Consider the following 14,209-nt stretch of genomic DNA (forward strand, 5'->3'; position numbering starts at 1 on the left):
ACGCACTGTTGACGACGACCACCCCGTCAGGCGCAGGATGAACCCATGGCCACACCACGCATCGAGATCACCCTGGGCGACATCACGACGGAGGACGTCGACGCCGTCGTCAACGCCGCCAATTCGAGCCTGCTCGGGGGTGGCGGTGTCGACGGAGCGATCCATGCCGCAGCCGGTCCCGACCTCCTCGCGGAGTGCAGGCGGGTGCGTGCGAGCGACTACCCGGACGGCCTCCCGACGGGCCGAGCCGTCATCACGGGGGCCGGTCGGATGCCGGCGCGTCACGTCGTTCACACGGTCGGCCCGAACCGTCACGCCGGCCAGACCGACCCGGCGCTGCTCGAGTCGTGCTTCCGCGAATCGCTGCAGGTGGCCGACGAGGCAGGCTGCCGGTCCGTCGCCTTCCCCGCCATCAGCGCCGGCGTGTACGGCTGGGACGTCCACGAGGTCGCTCGCGTCGCCGTGCGTACCGTCCAGGCAGCGTCGTGCGAGAACGTCGACCTCGTCCGATTCGTCCTGTTCGACAAGCGGTCCGAGGACGCCTTCCAACTCGCCCTCGGCTGACGGGGCCGGCCTTGTCGGTTCCGCGTGATTGCATGACGGCATGGAACTCGGTGAGTGGAGTGAGCGCGTCGAACGCGTGTCGGCGGGCTACGGCGACTACTACGGCGTCGAGCGCTCGCCCGAGTGGACGCTACTCAAACTCACCGAGGAGGTCGGCGAACTCGCCCAGGCGCACCTCGCGCTGAGTGGTCAGGGGCGCAACCGCGGCAAGAGCCCGGACGAGTTGCGCACCGACCTCGAGGGCGAGGTCGCCGACGTGCTCGCCATGGTGCTCGTCTTCGCCGGGCGCGCCGGAATCGACGCGGAGGCGGCACTCGAGCGGAAGTGGCTTCCGTGGGAGCGCTTCCACGGCGAGCGGGCGGCAGGCGGCGATCCGACTCCGCCCGGCGCCATCGAGGAGCGCCAATGAGCCCCTCGCGCCGGCACACCCGCATCACGACGCCGCTCGGCGATCTGCTCCTCGTCGCGAGCGCCGACGCCGTTGTCGGCGCCTACTTCGACGGCCAGAAGTACCAGCCGGAGACCGCGTGGTTCGGCGACGACGTCACGGGCACCGGCGACGACGTCCTCACGGAGGGCTCGCGACAGCTGAGTGAGTACTTCTCCGGCGACCGCCTGACGTTCGACCTGCCGCTCGCGCCGGTGGGCACCACGTTCCAGCAGCGCGTGTGGCAGCAGTTGCTCCTCATCGAACCGGGAAGCACCTCGACGTACGGCGCCATCGCCGCAGCCCTGAGCGACGACGGTGAACTCACGCCGGGGCTCGCCCAGGGTGTGGGGCAGGCCGTGGGGCACAACCCGGTCTCCGTCGTCGTGCCGTGCCACCGCGTCGTCGGATCCGACGGTTCGCTCACCGGCTTCGCGGGTGGGCTGGAGCGCAAACGGTGGCTGCTCGCCCACGAGGAGAGCGACGAACAGCGCGCCACGCGCCTGTTCTGATCGCTCCGTCCGCCGTGTCGAACCTTTCTTTCCGCCGCGACCTCACACTTCGGCCCCGTCGCGCGACTACCCGGTGATGACGAACCAACCGCTCTTCCACGAGATCGTCGAGGCCCACTCCTCGGCGGTGCTCGCCGTGTGCGCCTCGGTCCTGGGCCCCGGCCCCGACGCCGAAGACGCGTGGCAGGAGACCTTCGTCTCGGCGCTCAGGGCCTACCCCTTCGACGGGGTAGCGAACGTCGAGGCGTGGCTCGTGCGGGTCGCCGGTCGACGCTGCATCGACGTCCTGCGTGGCCGTCGGCGAGAGCAGCCGATCGACGACGCCGACCTCCTCGGGGAGCTGGGTCGCGACCACGCTCCGGGCGCCGACGAGCTCGCGCTCCCGGACGAGGTGTGGGAGCACGTCGTGACGCTCACGCCGCGGCAACGGTTCGTCATCGTCCACCGGTACGTGGCGGGGTGGAGTTTCGGTGGGATTGCAGCCGAACTCGATTGCAGCCCGGCTGCTGCGCGACGCTGCGGCTCCGACGCCGTCGCCGCCCTGCGAGCTCGCCTCGTGCCGTCCGACACGCCCACCGAGGAGTCCCGATGACATCCACACCGGCAGAAACCGCTTTCGAGGAGCGCCTCGCGGCCTTCGCGCAAACCCATGACACCGAGAGGCTCGCCACCCGTCTCGCGGCGAGTGGCTCGGGCGACGTCGACATCGTCTGGTGCACTCACGACTCGCCCGTCGGCACCCTGCTGCTCGCCCTCGCCGACGATGCCCTGGTGCGCGTGGCGTTCGAGCGCGAAGGGTTCGACGTCGTGCTCGAGAGCCTCGGGGAGCGCGTCGGACGCCGCACCCTGCGGGCCGCAGCGCCGGCCGACGATCTGCGCCGTCAGCTCGATGAGTACTTCGCGGGCGTGCGCTCGAACTTCGAGACGCGCATCGACCTGCGCCTGTCGAGCGCACCGTTCCGGCGGGAGGTACAGAGCAAGCTCGCCGACATCCCGTACGGCACCACCGCGAGTTACGCGCAGGTGGCGACGAACGCGGGGCGCCCCAAGGCGGTGCGCGCCGTCGGTTCGGCGTGCGCCACCAACCCGCTGCCCATCGTGTTGCCGTGCCACCGCGTCGTGCGTAGCGACGGCGGCTACGGCAACTACCTCGGGGGCGAGGAAGCCAAGCGTTTTCTCCTCGACCACGAGCACGCCCACGCTCCGGCCGCAGCGTGCGGCTGAAGCCGTCAGACCCAGCGCCAAAGTCGAGACCGAGCTGTCACCTCACCCTCTTCCCACGGGCACGAGCGCGGTCGTAGCCTGTTGAAAAGCCTCGACTCGGGAGCACACGATGGACCGGACGCAGTACTGGGAACTCATCGAACAGGCACGTGACGCCGTGCCGGACGGCGACTGCGACGAGAAGGCCGACGCCTTCGTCACCGCGCTCGCCGAGCACGGCGCCGACGAGATCGCCGACGCGTGGTTGCGCCATCGCGAACTCATGCACGACGCCTATTCGTGGGACGTCTGGGGCGCCATCTCGCTCCTGCTCGGCGGGTGCAGCGACGACAGCTTCGACTACTTCCGCAGTTGGCTCATCCTCCAAGGCAGGGAGGCGTTCGACACCGTCATCGACGACCCTGATTCGCTCGTCGATCTCGTGCCCGACGGCGAGATCGACGAGAACGCCTACGAGTGCGAGGAACTCGAAGGCGCGCCCTTCGTCGCCTACGAGGAGGTCACGGGCGAACAGATGCCGCTGCATCGCGACATCCCCGACGAACCCGACCTCGGCGAGGAGTTCGACTTCGACGACGACGAGGAGATGAAGCGTCGCTACCCGCGGCTGTGGGCGCGCGTCAACGGCTGATCGCCGCGGATCAGCTCGTCGTCACGAGCCGAACCAACGTGAGGAGGCGACGGGAACCGCCCGGTTCCCGTCGCCTCCTCACGTTCTCGTTCGAGCGTCCGCCTGCCTGTAGGGCGAACGCAGCACGCCTCCGTCAGGCGCTCACGTCCTTGAGGTGATGCTCGAGGTCGTGGAGGAAGTAGACAGCCAACGTCGCCACGGTGAAGGTCGAACCGTTGTCCCGCAGGCCTCGCCGACCCCACTCATCGTCCCTGACGGCGTCCCACTGGTCGGCCGTCTGCGTCGCCTCACGGCGGTAGGCCTCGGCCACACCCTGCGGGTCGTCCTCGCCGTAGCGCGAATCGACGGCCACCGTATCCGGATCCCAGTTCGGGAACGTCGGGTCGTCCTGCGCGAGCATGAGGTCGAGGCGGCCGCGGTACAGCACGTTGATGTCACGTACGTGGCAGGCGTACTCGAGCGGTGACCACACGTCCGGAGCCGGACGACGCGGCGCGTCGAGGCGGTCGAGCACGGCCTCCCACTTGGGGATGGTCGCGCGAACGCGCTTCCCGGTCGTCTGGACGTCGAAGTCCGGCGAGAAGCCGCATTCGTCGCACCCATCGGTGACGACAGCCATCCAGCCCTTGTCGGGCGATGCGCCGTCCTCACCGTTCTGACGTGCGGATTCGGTGTCTTCGACGGGCCGCTCGGCGAGCCCGCCCTGCTGGTTTTCGTCCATGCTCGCCACCCTGCCACGACAGGCGCTCAGGTTCACGTCTTAGGCGAACCTCAGTCACGGAATGCTTTGGCGCAGTTCACCTCACGTCTGCTCTCACGTCGCTTGCCGAGCGCTTGCACGCCACAGGATCGCTCCCCGTGGGCGTCTGCGGATGCCCCTGGCCCTCGCCCCATTTCCGAACGCACCAGGAGTCTCCCGTGAGCCCGAAGCTGCTTCCCCTCGTCAACACTCGTCACGGCTCGCGCAGCTACAAGACGTGTGAGTACCGCTGCGCGAACCAGTGCGACGCCCCGACGCCGAACACGTCGGAGAACGAGGAGTTCGCGACGCTCGCCCGTCGCGCCATCGCTCGCCGCTCGGTGCTCAAAGCCACGGCCGGAACGATGGTTCTCGGCGGCCTCGCGGCCTCGCCGGCCGCAGCAGGCGGCAAGGGGCACGGCCACGGCCATGGCCACCGCGGTCCGAAGAAGGTCGGAACGACGGAGTTCACCTCCGTCGCGCCCAACCGCAAGGACGACGTCGTCAACGCTCCCGAGTTCACGCACGACGTCGTCATCCGCTGGGGTGACCCGGTGACGGCACGCGCGCCCAGGTTCAACGCCTACAAGCAGACGCCGGAGGCTCAGGCCCAGCAGTTCGGCTACAACAATGACTACGTCGGTCTCATCCCGCTCGACGGCCGCCGCGCTCTGCTGTCGGTCAACCACGAGTACACCGACCCGGAGCTCATGTTCCCCGCAGGCATGGACGAGCTGACGAAGAAGAAGGTGGAGATGGCTGCCCACGGCCTCGCCGTCGTCGCCATCGAGAAGGGCCGCAAGAAGGGTTCGTGGCACACGGTCGACCCGCGCCGCTCGCGCTACAACCGCCGCGTCACGGCGTCCACGCCGCACCAGGTCGACGGCCCCGCCGCAGGCCACCCGATGCTGCGCACGAAGGCCGACCCGCGCGGCCGCACGATCCTCGGAACGTTCGCCAACTGCTCCGGTGGCACGACGCCGTGGGGTACGACCCTGCACGGTGAGGAGAACTTCCACGGCTACTTCGACGCCTCCGGTTCGCTCGGCTCGACGCAGTCCGCTGCGTACGCGCGCTACGGCATCAACGGCAAGGGCAAGGGCTGGAAGGACGTCGACGAGCGCTTCGACCTGACGAAGGCCCCGAACGAGCCGAACCGCTTCGGCTGGGTCGTCGAACTCGACCCGCTCGACCCGAGCGCGCCGCCGGTCAAGCACACGATGCTGGGGCGCCTCAAGCACGAGGGCTGCAACGTCACGATCGCCGAGGACGGCCGCGTCGTCGCCTACACCGGTGACGACGAGAAGGGCGAGTACATCTACAAGTTCGTCTCGCGCGACCGCTACCGCCGCGACCGTTCGCCGCACTCGCGCCGCCACAACAAGGCGCTGCTGTCGGCCGGCACCCTCTACGTCGGTAAGTTCACCGGTGACGGCACCGCTGACGGCCTCCACGACGGCACCGGCACCTGGATCCCGCTCACGAGCGACCGAAAGTCCTACGTGCCGGGCATGAGCGTCGCCGAGGTGCTCATCCACACGCGCGTCGCGGCCGACAAGGTGGGCCCGACGAAGATGGACCGCCCCGAGGACATCGAGCCGAACCCGGTCAACGGCAAGGTCTACTGCGCGCTGACGAACAACTCCGACCGTGGCAAGAAGTTCACGACGGACGAGGCGAACCCGCTCGGCACGTCGATGGTGCGCGAGTCGCTCGGTGCGCCGCTGACGGCGAAGTCGGGCAATCGCAACGGCTACGTCCTCGAAATCACCGAGAAGGGCCGCAAGACGGCGACGTCGTTCACGTGGGATCTCATGCTCATCTGCGGCGACCCGGCCGCGCAGGAGACCTACTTCGCGGGCTTCCCGAAGGAGCAGGTCAGCCCGATCTCGTGCCCGGACAACGTCGCCTTCGACGCCGAGGGCAACCTGTGGATCTCCACGGACGGCAACGTCCTCGGCTCGAACGACGGCCTCTTCCGGGTGCCCACCGAGGGCCCGGAGCGCGGACGCGTGCAGCAGTTCCTCACCGTGCCCTTCGGCGCCGAGACCTGCGGCCCGCTCGTCTCCCCCGACCAGCTGTCGGTCTTCACCGCCGTGCAGCACCCCGGTGAGACGGACGACGCCACGTTCGAGAAGCCCACGAGCACGTGGCCGCACACGGACGCCTTCCCGCGCCCGTCGGTCATCGTCTCGTACGCCAAGTGACGCAACCGATCGTCTGAGCGAGCGGCCCGAGCGCGCACGGTGCGCGTCGGGCCGCTCGTTCGTGTCCGCGCCCGCGCGCCAGCATGGACGTTCTACGCTGACCCACGATGCCCGACGACGCCCGCCCCGCCCACCGCCATCCACGCGCGGTGACTCTCGTGGCGCTCGGTGGGGCGCTCGGCGCGGTGGCCCGCTTCGGCGTCGCCGAGGCGCTGCCCCACGCCTACGGTGACGTTGCGTGGGCTACGTTCGTCGTCAACATCGCGGGTGCCTTCGTGCTCGGTTGTCTGCTCGAAGCGCTGACCCGCAGCGGACCCGACACCGGAGCACGCCGCTCCGTACGCCTCGTCCTCGGCACCGGGTTCTGTGGTGCCTTCACGACGTACAGCACCTTCGCGCACGACATCGTGACCCTCGACAGGGGCTTCGGCGTCGGGGTGGGCTGGGCCGCGCTCCACGTGACGTGCGGTCTTGTCGCCGCCGCTTTCGGCGCCGTCGTCGGCGCTGCCGCCACCTCGAGGCGGCGGGCATGACGGCGCTTCTCGTCGCCATCGGCGGCGCCCTCGGCGCGGTGCTGCGTTCGGTTACCGACGGCGAGATCAAGCTGCGCTCCCGCCGCACCTGGCCGATCGCCACGCTGTGCATCAACGTGGTCGGCTCGTTCGTGCTCGGCCTCGTCGCGGCACTGAACACGAGCGCTACGGTGACCGCCTTCGTCGTCACAGGGGTGTGCGGCGGGTTCACGACGTTCTCGACGGCCAGCGTCGAAGCGATCGGCTTGGTGCGCGAGCGCCGCGGCGTGACGGCTCTGGCCTACGTCCTCGCGTCAGTGCTCGTCTGCGTCTCTGCGGTTCTCGTCGGCATGGCGCTCGGGCGCGCGCTGGTCTGAGCGCGGACGCTCGTTGGGGAACCAGGCCTCGACGGTGAGGCCGTCCGGGCTCGAATCGAACGTGAGGCGCCCGCCGACGGATTCCATGAGGGCCGTCGTGATGGCCAGACCGAGCCCCGAACTCGTCGCGCTCGTGCGGTCGCGGTTACCGAATCTCTTTCCAGGAGAGGCGGCCACGGCTTCGGGCAGGCCCGGACCGTTGTCCTCCACCCGCACCACGACTCCACCGTCTCGCACGTCGACCGTGACACCGACGTTGGTGCCCGCCGGCGTGTGCCGCCGAGCATTGGCGACGAGGTTCGTCACGACGCGACGCACGCTCGCCTCGTCACCGACGACGACGGCGGGCTCGTCACCGGCGTGGAACGCCCACCGGTGTTCCGGCGCGAGCAGCGTGGCGTCGGAGAGTGCTTCGAGGGCGATGAACGTGACGTCGACCTCCGCGTCGTCCAGTTGACGCTCGTCCTCGACGCGCGCAAGCACGAGCAGATCGTCGACGAGCCGGCCCATGCGCCGCCCCTCGCGTTCGATGCGCTCGAGCGACGGACGCAGCTGGTTGCCCTCCGGGGCGAGCGCCGTGATGGCCGCGAAGAGTTCATCGGCCTCGGCCGGAGTGAGTTTCTCGCCGGGCTCCAGGCGCGCAGGCCACACGTGCGACATGTAGGCGTAGTAGTCGTCGACGATCGAACCCGACAGTTCCGCGTGCGAGCGGACGACGGCGATGGGCGTCCGGAGTTCGTGACTGACGTCCGCAAGGAAGGCGCGCCGGGTGGCCTCCCCCTCGTCGCGCCGTCGCAGAGCCTCCTCGACCTGCTCAAGGAGGTTGTTGACCGAGCGAGCAACCGCATCGACCTCCTCGACACTCGATTCCCCCTCGGGGACGCGTCGGCGCACGGCGTCCGTCACCGAGCCGACCGGTGTGGCCGCGATGTCCGACGTCGTGGCCGCGATCTCCCGCAGGGGCCGCGTGAGCCGACGCGTTCCGAGGGCTCCGACGCCGGCGGCCAGGAGGCCCGCGAGAAGCCACACGACCCCTTCGAGGAGTCCCAGCTTGGCGAGGTCACGCTCGGTCGTCTCGTCGGAGGTCGCGACGAGAACCCGCCGTTCGGGTGTTACGGCGACCAGCACGCGCATCTCGTCCCGGTCGGGGAACGTGACCGAGTGAAGCCCCGGCGGCCCCTGCACGAGACGCCCGAGTTCGTCGCGATCGGCCGCAGTGACCGTGCGGTCCTCACCGACGGCCGCGATGTCGACGTCGTCGCCGGTCTGCCACAACGCGAGGCTTCCGCCCGGCAGTTCGGACGCGAGTTCTTGCACGCTCGCCTGGGGATGGGACACCGCCGTACGCAACTGCCTGTCCATGGAGTCGTGCATGACCGTGCGGGTGACGAGTACGGACACGCTGGTGCCGACAGCCGTCACGAAGAGCACCAGAAGGACGATCAGCGTGACGATGCGACGCTCGAGGGTGCGCGGCAAGAAGCTGCGCAGTGCTCTCATGCGCCTGGGCGCATCGTGTACCCGATGCCCCGCACGGTGCGGATGAGCGGGAGCCCGTCGGCATCGATCTTCTTGCGCAGATACGAGATGTAGAGCTCGACGACGTGCTCGCCGCCGGCGAAGTCCTCACCCCAGACGGCCGAGAGCAGCTCTTGCTTCGAGCACACCCGACGGGCGTTCTCCGCGAGGTGCCGGGCGAGCGCGAACTCCGTGGCGGTGAGCTTGATGGGCACGCCCGCACGCTCCACCTCGAAGGTGGAGGTGTTGATGACGAGGTCGTCGACGGCGAGGTGATCACCCTGCGCCGCTGCGGTGAGGCCGCGACGGCGCACGAGGGCCTCGGCTCGCACAATGACCTCTTCGAGGCTGAAGGGCTTCGTCAGGTAGTCGTCACCACCCTGGCGGATGCCGGCAACGCGATCGTCGACGCCGTCCCGCGCCGTGAGGAAGATGACGCCGACCTCGGGGTTCAGCGCACGCAGCCGAGCGAGCACCTCGAAGCCGTCGATGTCGGGAAGACCGATGTCGAGGACGACGACATCGGGTTCGCTGATGCGGCACTTGGCGACGGCCACTTCCCCGGTGGGCGCCGACTCGGCGTCCCACCCCTGGAAGCGGAAACCTGCAGTGAGGGAGTCGACGAGCCCGGGCTCGTCGTCGACGACGAGGACACGCAGTGCTCGGCCACCCGTGTGGGGAGGCGTTTTCGGTGCGCTCATGCGTCCACAGTAGGGCGTCGCCCACCGCGCGAGGCCACCCTTGGCCGCGGCAGGTCGCATGAGAAGAAATTCTGAAAAAGTAGTTGTACGTTCAATGACGTGCCCGGGGTCGTGCTCCCGTTCCCCCCTTTGTGTGATGCGCCCCGGGCACACTCACTCTTCGCAGCGCGGCTGCGCACTGCAGGCTCGGTGTCCACAAGCAGCGCGGGAATCGCGCTCTTCGATCGGCTCGAGCGGGCCCTTCCACAGGCCGCACCACGCGACCCTTTCGTGGTTGGTCAGTTCGGGCCACGCTCCTTTTCATGGACCCGAGAACCGAGACCTCCCGCCTCGTCCTGGTGAGCAGCGACCCGGATGAACTCCGCACCAGCCCAGCGCTCCCGGACGCACGCCACGCCACCTCAGCTTGTCTGGACGACGACCTCGACTGGCACGCCCTGCTGCTCGCGGCGGGCATCAGCCAGGAGCGAGGCGACCCCCGCGAATGGCGCGCTGCGCCCCGACGGGCCGGGCTCGCCTCCTCAGTCATCGACGCGATCATGACGCCCCGCGTCACCTCCGTCACGGTCGAGAACGCCGTCACGAGGTTCGTCGACCGCTTCGGTGACGGCGACCTCGATGTCCTCCGGGGCGCGATGGACGAGCTCGGGGCCGAGCGGTGGCGCACTGAGGTTCTGACGAGCCATCGGGTCGTGCCGCGCAAGGACGCCCCGTACAAGGCCGACGTCGTAGCCGAGGCTGCCGAGGTGCTGCGCCACTACGACGTGTGGGCCGCCGACCACCTCGTCGAACGCGCTCGGGACGAGCTGCTGCGCGGAGCGTGGTGTGCCGTCACCGGCCAGTCGAGCGGCTTCACCTGGCGGCATCTGCTGCTGGCCGCGGGCTTGGACGATCCCCTCGTCTGCCCGCTCACGCGGCGGTTCGTCCGGCGTCACCTCGGACGGCGTGCGGCCGCCGCACCGGAGACGGAGCTCCTTGCGGTCATGACGCGGGCCGCCTGCCTGCTCGGCGTCGACACGCTGAAACTCGACCACCAACTCTGGCGCGCTGCGCTCACGCCTCCGCCCCACCGTGGCGTGAGCCAGGTCGGGGCGGGGAGCGACGGCGTCAGCCGCCAGGAGACATCAGACGGTGCGACGCAGGCGAGCGACGACGGCGCCGATGCCGGCGACGAGCAGGAGGCCGAGGCCCGCGAGGCCAGTGACGGCCTGCTCGTTCCTCATCCCGTCGGTCTCGACCTTGGGGCCGGTGGTCGAGGTGCTGGAGGATGACGGGTTACCGCCACCGCTCGTGCTCGTACCGTCCGTCGGGGACGCCGTCGGCTCGTCCGTGGTGGACGGGTCGCTCGGCTCGCTCGTGCTCGAGGGGTCGCTCGGCTCGCTCGTCGGGTCCGTGGGTCCCGTGGTCGGGTCCGTCGGCTCGGTGGTCGGGCCGGTCGGGGTCGTCGTCGGCGCACCACCCTCGATCGTGACGGGGAAGCCGCCGCTCGTGCCGGTCGGCGCAGCCTTGAAGGTGACGAGGGCATCACCCGAGGCGTCGGCCGGCACCGTGAACTTCACCGAAGCCGTGCCGTGGTTGGCCGGGTAGGGCGGTGTCGTGGACGAGCTCGTCGTGATGGGGAACGTGCCCACGGACGTGCCGTCGACGAAGACCTCGACGCTCTTGTTGGCGGGCGCGCCCTTGCTGGTCATGTCGAAGCCGGAGACGGTGAACGACGCCTCCTTGCCCGCGGTGAGCTTCGTCGGCTGGTCCACCACGGAGAGCGACTGCTTGGCGTAGCTCGGCGAGAGCGGGCTCGCGGCCTTGAGCCACTCGACGAACAGACCCTGGTCGATGAGGCCGGAATCGCTCACGGCTCCGCCCTCCTTGAGGGCGGTGAAGTTGTCGCCACCGGTGATGAGGAAGGAGTTGGACGCCACCGTGTAGCTCGTGGACTCGTCCAGCGGCTTGCCGTCGACGAGCACGGAAGTGATGCGCTCACCGGCGGGCTTGTTCTCGTCGAACGTGTACGTCACGTTCTTCGACAGGCCGAGCTTGAGGAACGGGCGCGAGCTGCCCTCCGGCTGCCACTGCTGCTCGAGAATCTTGACGAGCGTTGCGCCCGTGACCTCACGGGTTGCAACGGTGTTGTTGAACGGCATGACGGCGGCGGCCTGCGCGAAGGTGAGGTTGCCGGACGCGTCGGGCACGAGGTCGGCGCGCACGCCGCCGGGGTTCATGAGGCCGATCTCGACGCTGCCGGTGCGGCCCGGCTTGTTGAGCGAGTCGACGTAACTCTGCGCGATGAGGTTCGACAGGTTCGACTCGGCCAGACGGTCGTCGCGGCTACCGTCCGCCTTGAGCGCCGAGGTGATCGGACCGCTGCTCTGGGCGACGACCTGCTTACCGATCTCCTCGGCACGGGCGTTGGCGGAGTCGACGACAGCGGCAGCCGCCGTGTACGCGGGCAGCGAGGTGCACGCGTCGCTCGGTGCACTCACCGGGCGGTTCGTCACCTTGTACTGCGTCACCTTGCCGCTCGCCTTGTCGTAGCCGAGCTGCAGGACGCCGAGGTACTTCGCGTAGAAATCGGTCTGGATGATCGGGCGCGTTCCTTCACCGCCGGGAACGGGCGCGTCCCAGCTGTAGAGCTGGTGGGTGTGACCGGTGAAGATGGCCGAGACATCGCCGCTCGTCTTCGTCACGATGTTGTTGAACACAGGGCTCGCGGCCTGCATCGACGACAGGGTCGCCTCGCCGCCCTCCGGCGCACCTTCGTGGTACTCGGCGACGACGACGTCGGCCTCACCGTTCGCGGCGTTCCCGTCCTTGAGCGTGGCAGCCACGCGGTTGACGGCAGCCACCGGATCGCCGAAGGTCAGGCCGGCCACGCCGTCACCGGCCACCATGTTCGGCGTGTCCGTCGTGACAGCACCGACAACGGCCACCTTGACGCCGTTGACATCGAGCACCTTGTACTCGGGCAGAGCGGGTGTCGTGGTGCCGCCCTTGTAGACGTTGGCGCCGAGGTAGGTCCAGCTCGCGCGCGAACTGACCCGGCCCGTGAGGTCGTCGAAGCCCTTGTCGAACTCGTGGTTGCCCACCGAGCTGGCCTCGAGACCGAGAGCGTTGAGGAAGTCGATCGAGGGGTTGTCCTGCTGCGAGGCCGACTCGAACGGCGTGCCACCGACGTTGTCGCCCGCGGAGATGAACGACGCGTCCGGGTACTCGGCCTTCGCCGACGCCACGGTGCAAGCGAAGTCCTTGGTGAAGTGGCCGTGGAAGTCGTTGGTACCCAGGAGCGTCAGAGGCGTGAGGTCGCCGTCGAGGGAGTCGACAGGCGCAGCGGCGAGCGCGGAGGGGGCGAACGTGCCGGCGCACGCGAGGGCGAGGACGCCGGTGAATGCGGATCGGCGCACGAGGGAGCTCGACATGGTTGGGGGTGTCCTTCGGATTCGGCTGCGCCGCAGGCGCGGGGAGGGTGCCCGACCATCTTGCGGGAAGTTTCGGCCCTCGAATCCGTTTGCGAGGCGATCGGCATCGAATCGTCATCTGACGTTCATTCAGGACTGGCGGAATAGTTGAACCTTCAACTACATTGAAGGAAGCGCCAACACTTCACGGCCACCGAGGAGGCCCCCAATGCCCGCAGTCACCGCAGACACGCTCGCGCTGCCGCACCTGCCCGAGGCGAGCCCGCAGGCCGTCGAGCGCTCCGTGCGCCGCCAGATCACCGGGCCGAAGGGCTTCGAGGGTGAGGGTTTTCCCGTCACCCGTGCCTTCGCCGGCCTGACCCACGCCGAGCTCGACCCGTTCGTCCACATGGACGAGATGGGCGCGGTCAACTACGCGCCGGGCGAGCCGCGCGGCACCGACTGGCACCCGCACCGCGGCTTCGAGACGGTCACCTACATCATGGACGGCCGCTTCCAGCACCAGGACAGCCACGGCGGTGGCGGCATGATCGAGAACGGCGCCACGCAGTGGATGACCGCTGGTTCGGGCGTGCTTCACATCGAGACGCCCCCTGCTGAGCTCGTCGTTTCCGGCGGCTTCTTCCACGGCGTCCAGCTCTGGGTCAACCTGCCCAGGGCCGAGAAGTGGGCCGACCCGCGCTACCAGAACCTCGAGGGCGGCGACTCGGAGCTCATCACGACGCACGACGGCGGCGCTCTCATCCGCATCATCGCCGGCTCCATCGGCGGCCACAGCGGTCCGGGTTCGACCCGCACGCCCATCACGATGGCGCACGCGTCCATCGCCGCCGGCGCCCGCGCCGACATTCCGTGGGACGCGTCCTACAACGGTCTCGTCTTCGTCTTCTCCGGTTCGGGGTCGATCGGCCGCGACCGTCGCCCGATCAAGGCCGGCCAGACGATCGTCACCGGCCCGGGCGACCTGCTGACGCTGACGGCCGACGATCGTCAGGACGTCGAGACCCCGTCGCTCGAGGTGCTCCTCATCGGCGGACGCCCGCTGCGCGAGCCCGTCGTGCAGTACGGCCCGTTCGTCATGAACACCAAGGCCGAGGTCATCGAGGCGTTCGAGGACTTCCAGCGCGGCCGCCTCGGCCACGTGCCCGCCGACGGCATCCGCCCCTACCGCGCGAGCGCGTCGGAGATCGCGGAGGCCAAGGAGAAGCGTCTGCGCGAAGCCGTGGCGTCGATGCCGCACGGCGGTGACATCAGCGAAGGGTGAGTCGGCAGGAGGTCTGCCGACGCCCGACGTTCGGCCCGGTGCGCGCGCTTCAGTTCGCGCACCGGGCCGTCCACGTGCCTGTGGCATCCGTGGAGTGCCCGTGCGTTGTCGGGGCCGGGC

The 14,209-nt window shown here is 69.3% G+C and carries 14 protein-coding genes; 10 read left to right on the forward strand and 4 right to left on the reverse strand.

The genetic code is table 11. From position 1 onward, the window contains the following. Positions 1–45 precede the first annotated feature (45 nt). The 6 genes from IM689_RS01285 to IM689_RS01310 all read left to right on the forward strand — a co-directional run bounded on the left by IM689_RS01285 (position 46) and on the right by IM689_RS01310 (position 3,358). Positions 46–564, forward strand: coding sequence for an O-acetyl-ADP-ribose deacetylase (locus IM689_RS01285; protein WP_187036078.1), 519 nt, complete (start codon positions 46–48; stop codon positions 562–564). Positions 565–604: 40 nt separating this feature from the next. Next, positions 605–973 carry a MazG nucleotide pyrophosphohydrolase domain-containing protein gene (locus tag IM689_RS01290; protein WP_047310530.1) on the forward strand — a complete coding sequence of 123 codons (369 nt, stop codon included), beginning with the start codon at positions 605–607 and terminating at the stop codon, positions 971–973. Continuing rightward, entirely contained in the window at positions 970–1,503 is a 534-nt protein-coding gene (locus IM689_RS01295; protein ID WP_047310531.1) for a methylated-DNA--[protein]-cysteine S-methyltransferase, read from the forward strand. Before IM689_RS01290 ends, IM689_RS01295 begins: the two co-directional genes overlap by 4 nt. A gap of 76 nt (positions 1,504–1,579) precedes the next feature. Beyond that, the gene (locus IM689_RS01300; protein WP_193642556.1) at positions 1,580–2,095 is read left to right on the forward strand and encodes an RNA polymerase sigma factor; all 516 of its coding nucleotides are present in this window, start codon (positions 1,580–1,582) and stop codon (positions 2,093–2,095) included. Next, positions 2,092–2,727, forward strand: coding sequence for a methylated-DNA--[protein]-cysteine S-methyltransferase (locus tag IM689_RS01305; RefSeq protein WP_187036086.1), 636 nt, complete (start codon positions 2,092–2,094; stop codon positions 2,725–2,727). Before IM689_RS01300 ends, IM689_RS01305 begins: the two co-directional genes overlap by 4 nt. 109 nt (positions 2,728–2,836) lie before the next feature. Further along, positions 2,837–3,358 (forward strand): DUF4240 domain-containing protein, encoded by a 522-nt coding sequence (locus IM689_RS01310; protein WP_047310533.1) that lies wholly within the window; start codon positions 2,837–2,839, stop codon positions 3,356–3,358. 133 nt (positions 3,359–3,491) lie between these two features. Here IM689_RS01310 and IM689_RS01315 read toward each other — a convergent pair whose 3' ends face one another. Beyond that, positions 3,492–4,079 carry a DinB family protein gene (locus IM689_RS01315; RefSeq protein WP_193642557.1) on the reverse strand — a complete coding sequence of 196 codons (588 nt, stop codon included), beginning with the start codon at positions 4,077–4,079 and terminating at the stop codon, positions 3,492–3,494. 197 nt (positions 4,080–4,276) lie between these two features. Between IM689_RS01315 and IM689_RS01320 the strand changes: the two genes are divergently transcribed. The 3 genes from IM689_RS01320 (at position 4,277) to crcB (ending at position 7,193) form a co-directional block, all read left to right on the forward strand. Then, positions 4,277–6,304, forward strand: a complete 2,028-nt coding sequence (locus IM689_RS01320; protein WP_193642558.1) for a PhoX family protein — start codon at positions 4,277–4,279, stop codon at positions 6,302–6,304. Between the two features lie 107 nt (positions 6,305–6,411). Beyond that, a complete protein-coding gene (locus IM689_RS01325; protein ID WP_193642559.1) occupies positions 6,412–6,837 on the forward strand; it encodes a fluoride efflux transporter FluC in 426 nt (141 codons plus the stop codon). Next, the gene (crcB, locus tag IM689_RS01330; RefSeq protein WP_193642560.1) at positions 6,834–7,193 is read left to right on the forward strand and encodes a fluoride efflux transporter CrcB; all 360 of its coding nucleotides are present in this window, start codon (positions 6,834–6,836) and stop codon (positions 7,191–7,193) included. The genes IM689_RS01325 and crcB overlap by 4 nt, the downstream gene beginning before the upstream one ends. On the opposite strand, the gene IM689_RS01335 is transcribed toward crcB, so the two are convergent. The 3 genes from IM689_RS01335 to IM689_RS01345 form a co-directional block, all read right to left on the reverse strand. After that, positions 7,131–8,693, reverse strand: coding sequence for a sensor histidine kinase (locus IM689_RS01335; RefSeq protein WP_193642561.1), 1,563 nt, complete (start codon positions 8,691–8,693; stop codon positions 7,131–7,133). The genes crcB and IM689_RS01335 overlap by 63 nt on opposite strands. Beyond that, complete coding sequence (locus IM689_RS01340; protein ID WP_047311104.1) at positions 8,690–9,412, reverse strand: response regulator transcription factor; 723 nt, start codon at positions 9,410–9,412, stop codon at positions 8,690–8,692. Before IM689_RS01340 ends, IM689_RS01335 begins: the two co-directional genes overlap by 4 nt. Before the next feature lie 1,124 nt (positions 9,413–10,536). Then, positions 10,537–12,825, reverse strand: a complete 2,289-nt coding sequence (locus IM689_RS01345) for a bifunctional metallophosphatase/5'-nucleotidase (protein ID WP_193642562.1) — start codon at positions 12,823–12,825, stop codon at positions 10,537–10,539. A 208-nt stretch (positions 12,826–13,033) separates the two neighbouring features. On the opposite strand from IM689_RS01345, the gene IM689_RS01350 reads away from it, so the two are divergent. Continuing rightward, positions 13,034–14,089 (forward strand): pirin family protein, encoded by a 1,056-nt coding sequence (locus tag IM689_RS01350; protein ID WP_193642563.1) that lies wholly within the window; start codon positions 13,034–13,036, stop codon positions 14,087–14,089. The last annotated feature ends 120 nt before the right edge of the window (positions 14,090–14,209 follow it).

It is taken from the genome of Dermacoccus barathri (assembly GCF_015070805.1).
GTDB lineage: Bacteria > Actinomycetota > Actinomycetes > Actinomycetales > Dermatophilaceae > Dermacoccus > Dermacoccus abyssi.

Excerpts from the sequence above, each read along its gene's own strand:
- IM689_RS01290 (WP_047310530.1), top strand. The coding sequence starts at position 605 with ATGGAACTCGGTGAGTGGAGTGAGCGCGTCGAACGCGTGTCGGCGGGC.
- IM689_RS01335 (WP_193642561.1), bottom strand. The coding sequence starts at position 8,693 with ATGAGAGCACTGCGCAGCTTCTTGCCGCGCACCCTCGAGCGTCGCATC.
- crcB (WP_193642560.1), top strand. The coding sequence starts at position 6,834 with ATGACGGCGCTTCTCGTCGCCATCGGCGGCGCCCTCGGCGCGGTGCTG.
- IM689_RS01305 (WP_187036086.1), top strand. The coding sequence starts at position 2,092 with ATGACATCCACACCGGCAGAAACCGCTTTCGAGGAGCGCCTCGCGGCC.
- IM689_RS01315 (WP_193642557.1), bottom strand. The coding sequence starts at position 4,079 with ATGGACGAAAACCAGCAGGGCGGGCTCGCCGAGCGGCCCGTCGAAGAC.
- IM689_RS01340 (WP_047311104.1), bottom strand. The coding sequence starts at position 9,412 with ATGAGCGCACCGAAAACGCCTCCCCACACGGGTGGCCGAGCACTGCGT.
- IM689_RS01325 (WP_193642559.1), top strand. The coding sequence starts at position 6,412 with ATGCCCGACGACGCCCGCCCCGCCCACCGCCATCCACGCGCGGTGACT.
- IM689_RS01295 (WP_047310531.1), top strand. The coding sequence starts at position 970 with ATGAGCCCCTCGCGCCGGCACACCCGCATCACGACGCCGCTCGGCGAT.
- IM689_RS01310 (WP_047310533.1), top strand. The coding sequence starts at position 2,837 with ATGGACCGGACGCAGTACTGGGAACTCATCGAACAGGCACGTGACGCC.
- IM689_RS01285 (WP_187036078.1), top strand. The coding sequence starts at position 46 with ATGGCCACACCACGCATCGAGATCACCCTGGGCGACATCACGACGGAG.
- IM689_RS01300 (WP_193642556.1), top strand. The coding sequence starts at position 1,580 with ATGACGAACCAACCGCTCTTCCACGAGATCGTCGAGGCCCACTCCTCG.
- IM689_RS01350 (WP_193642563.1), top strand. The coding sequence starts at position 13,034 with ATGCCCGCAGTCACCGCAGACACGCTCGCGCTGCCGCACCTGCCCGAG.
- IM689_RS01345 (WP_193642562.1), bottom strand. The coding sequence starts at position 12,825 with ATGTCGAGCTCCCTCGTGCGCCGATCCGCATTCACCGGCGTCCTCGCC.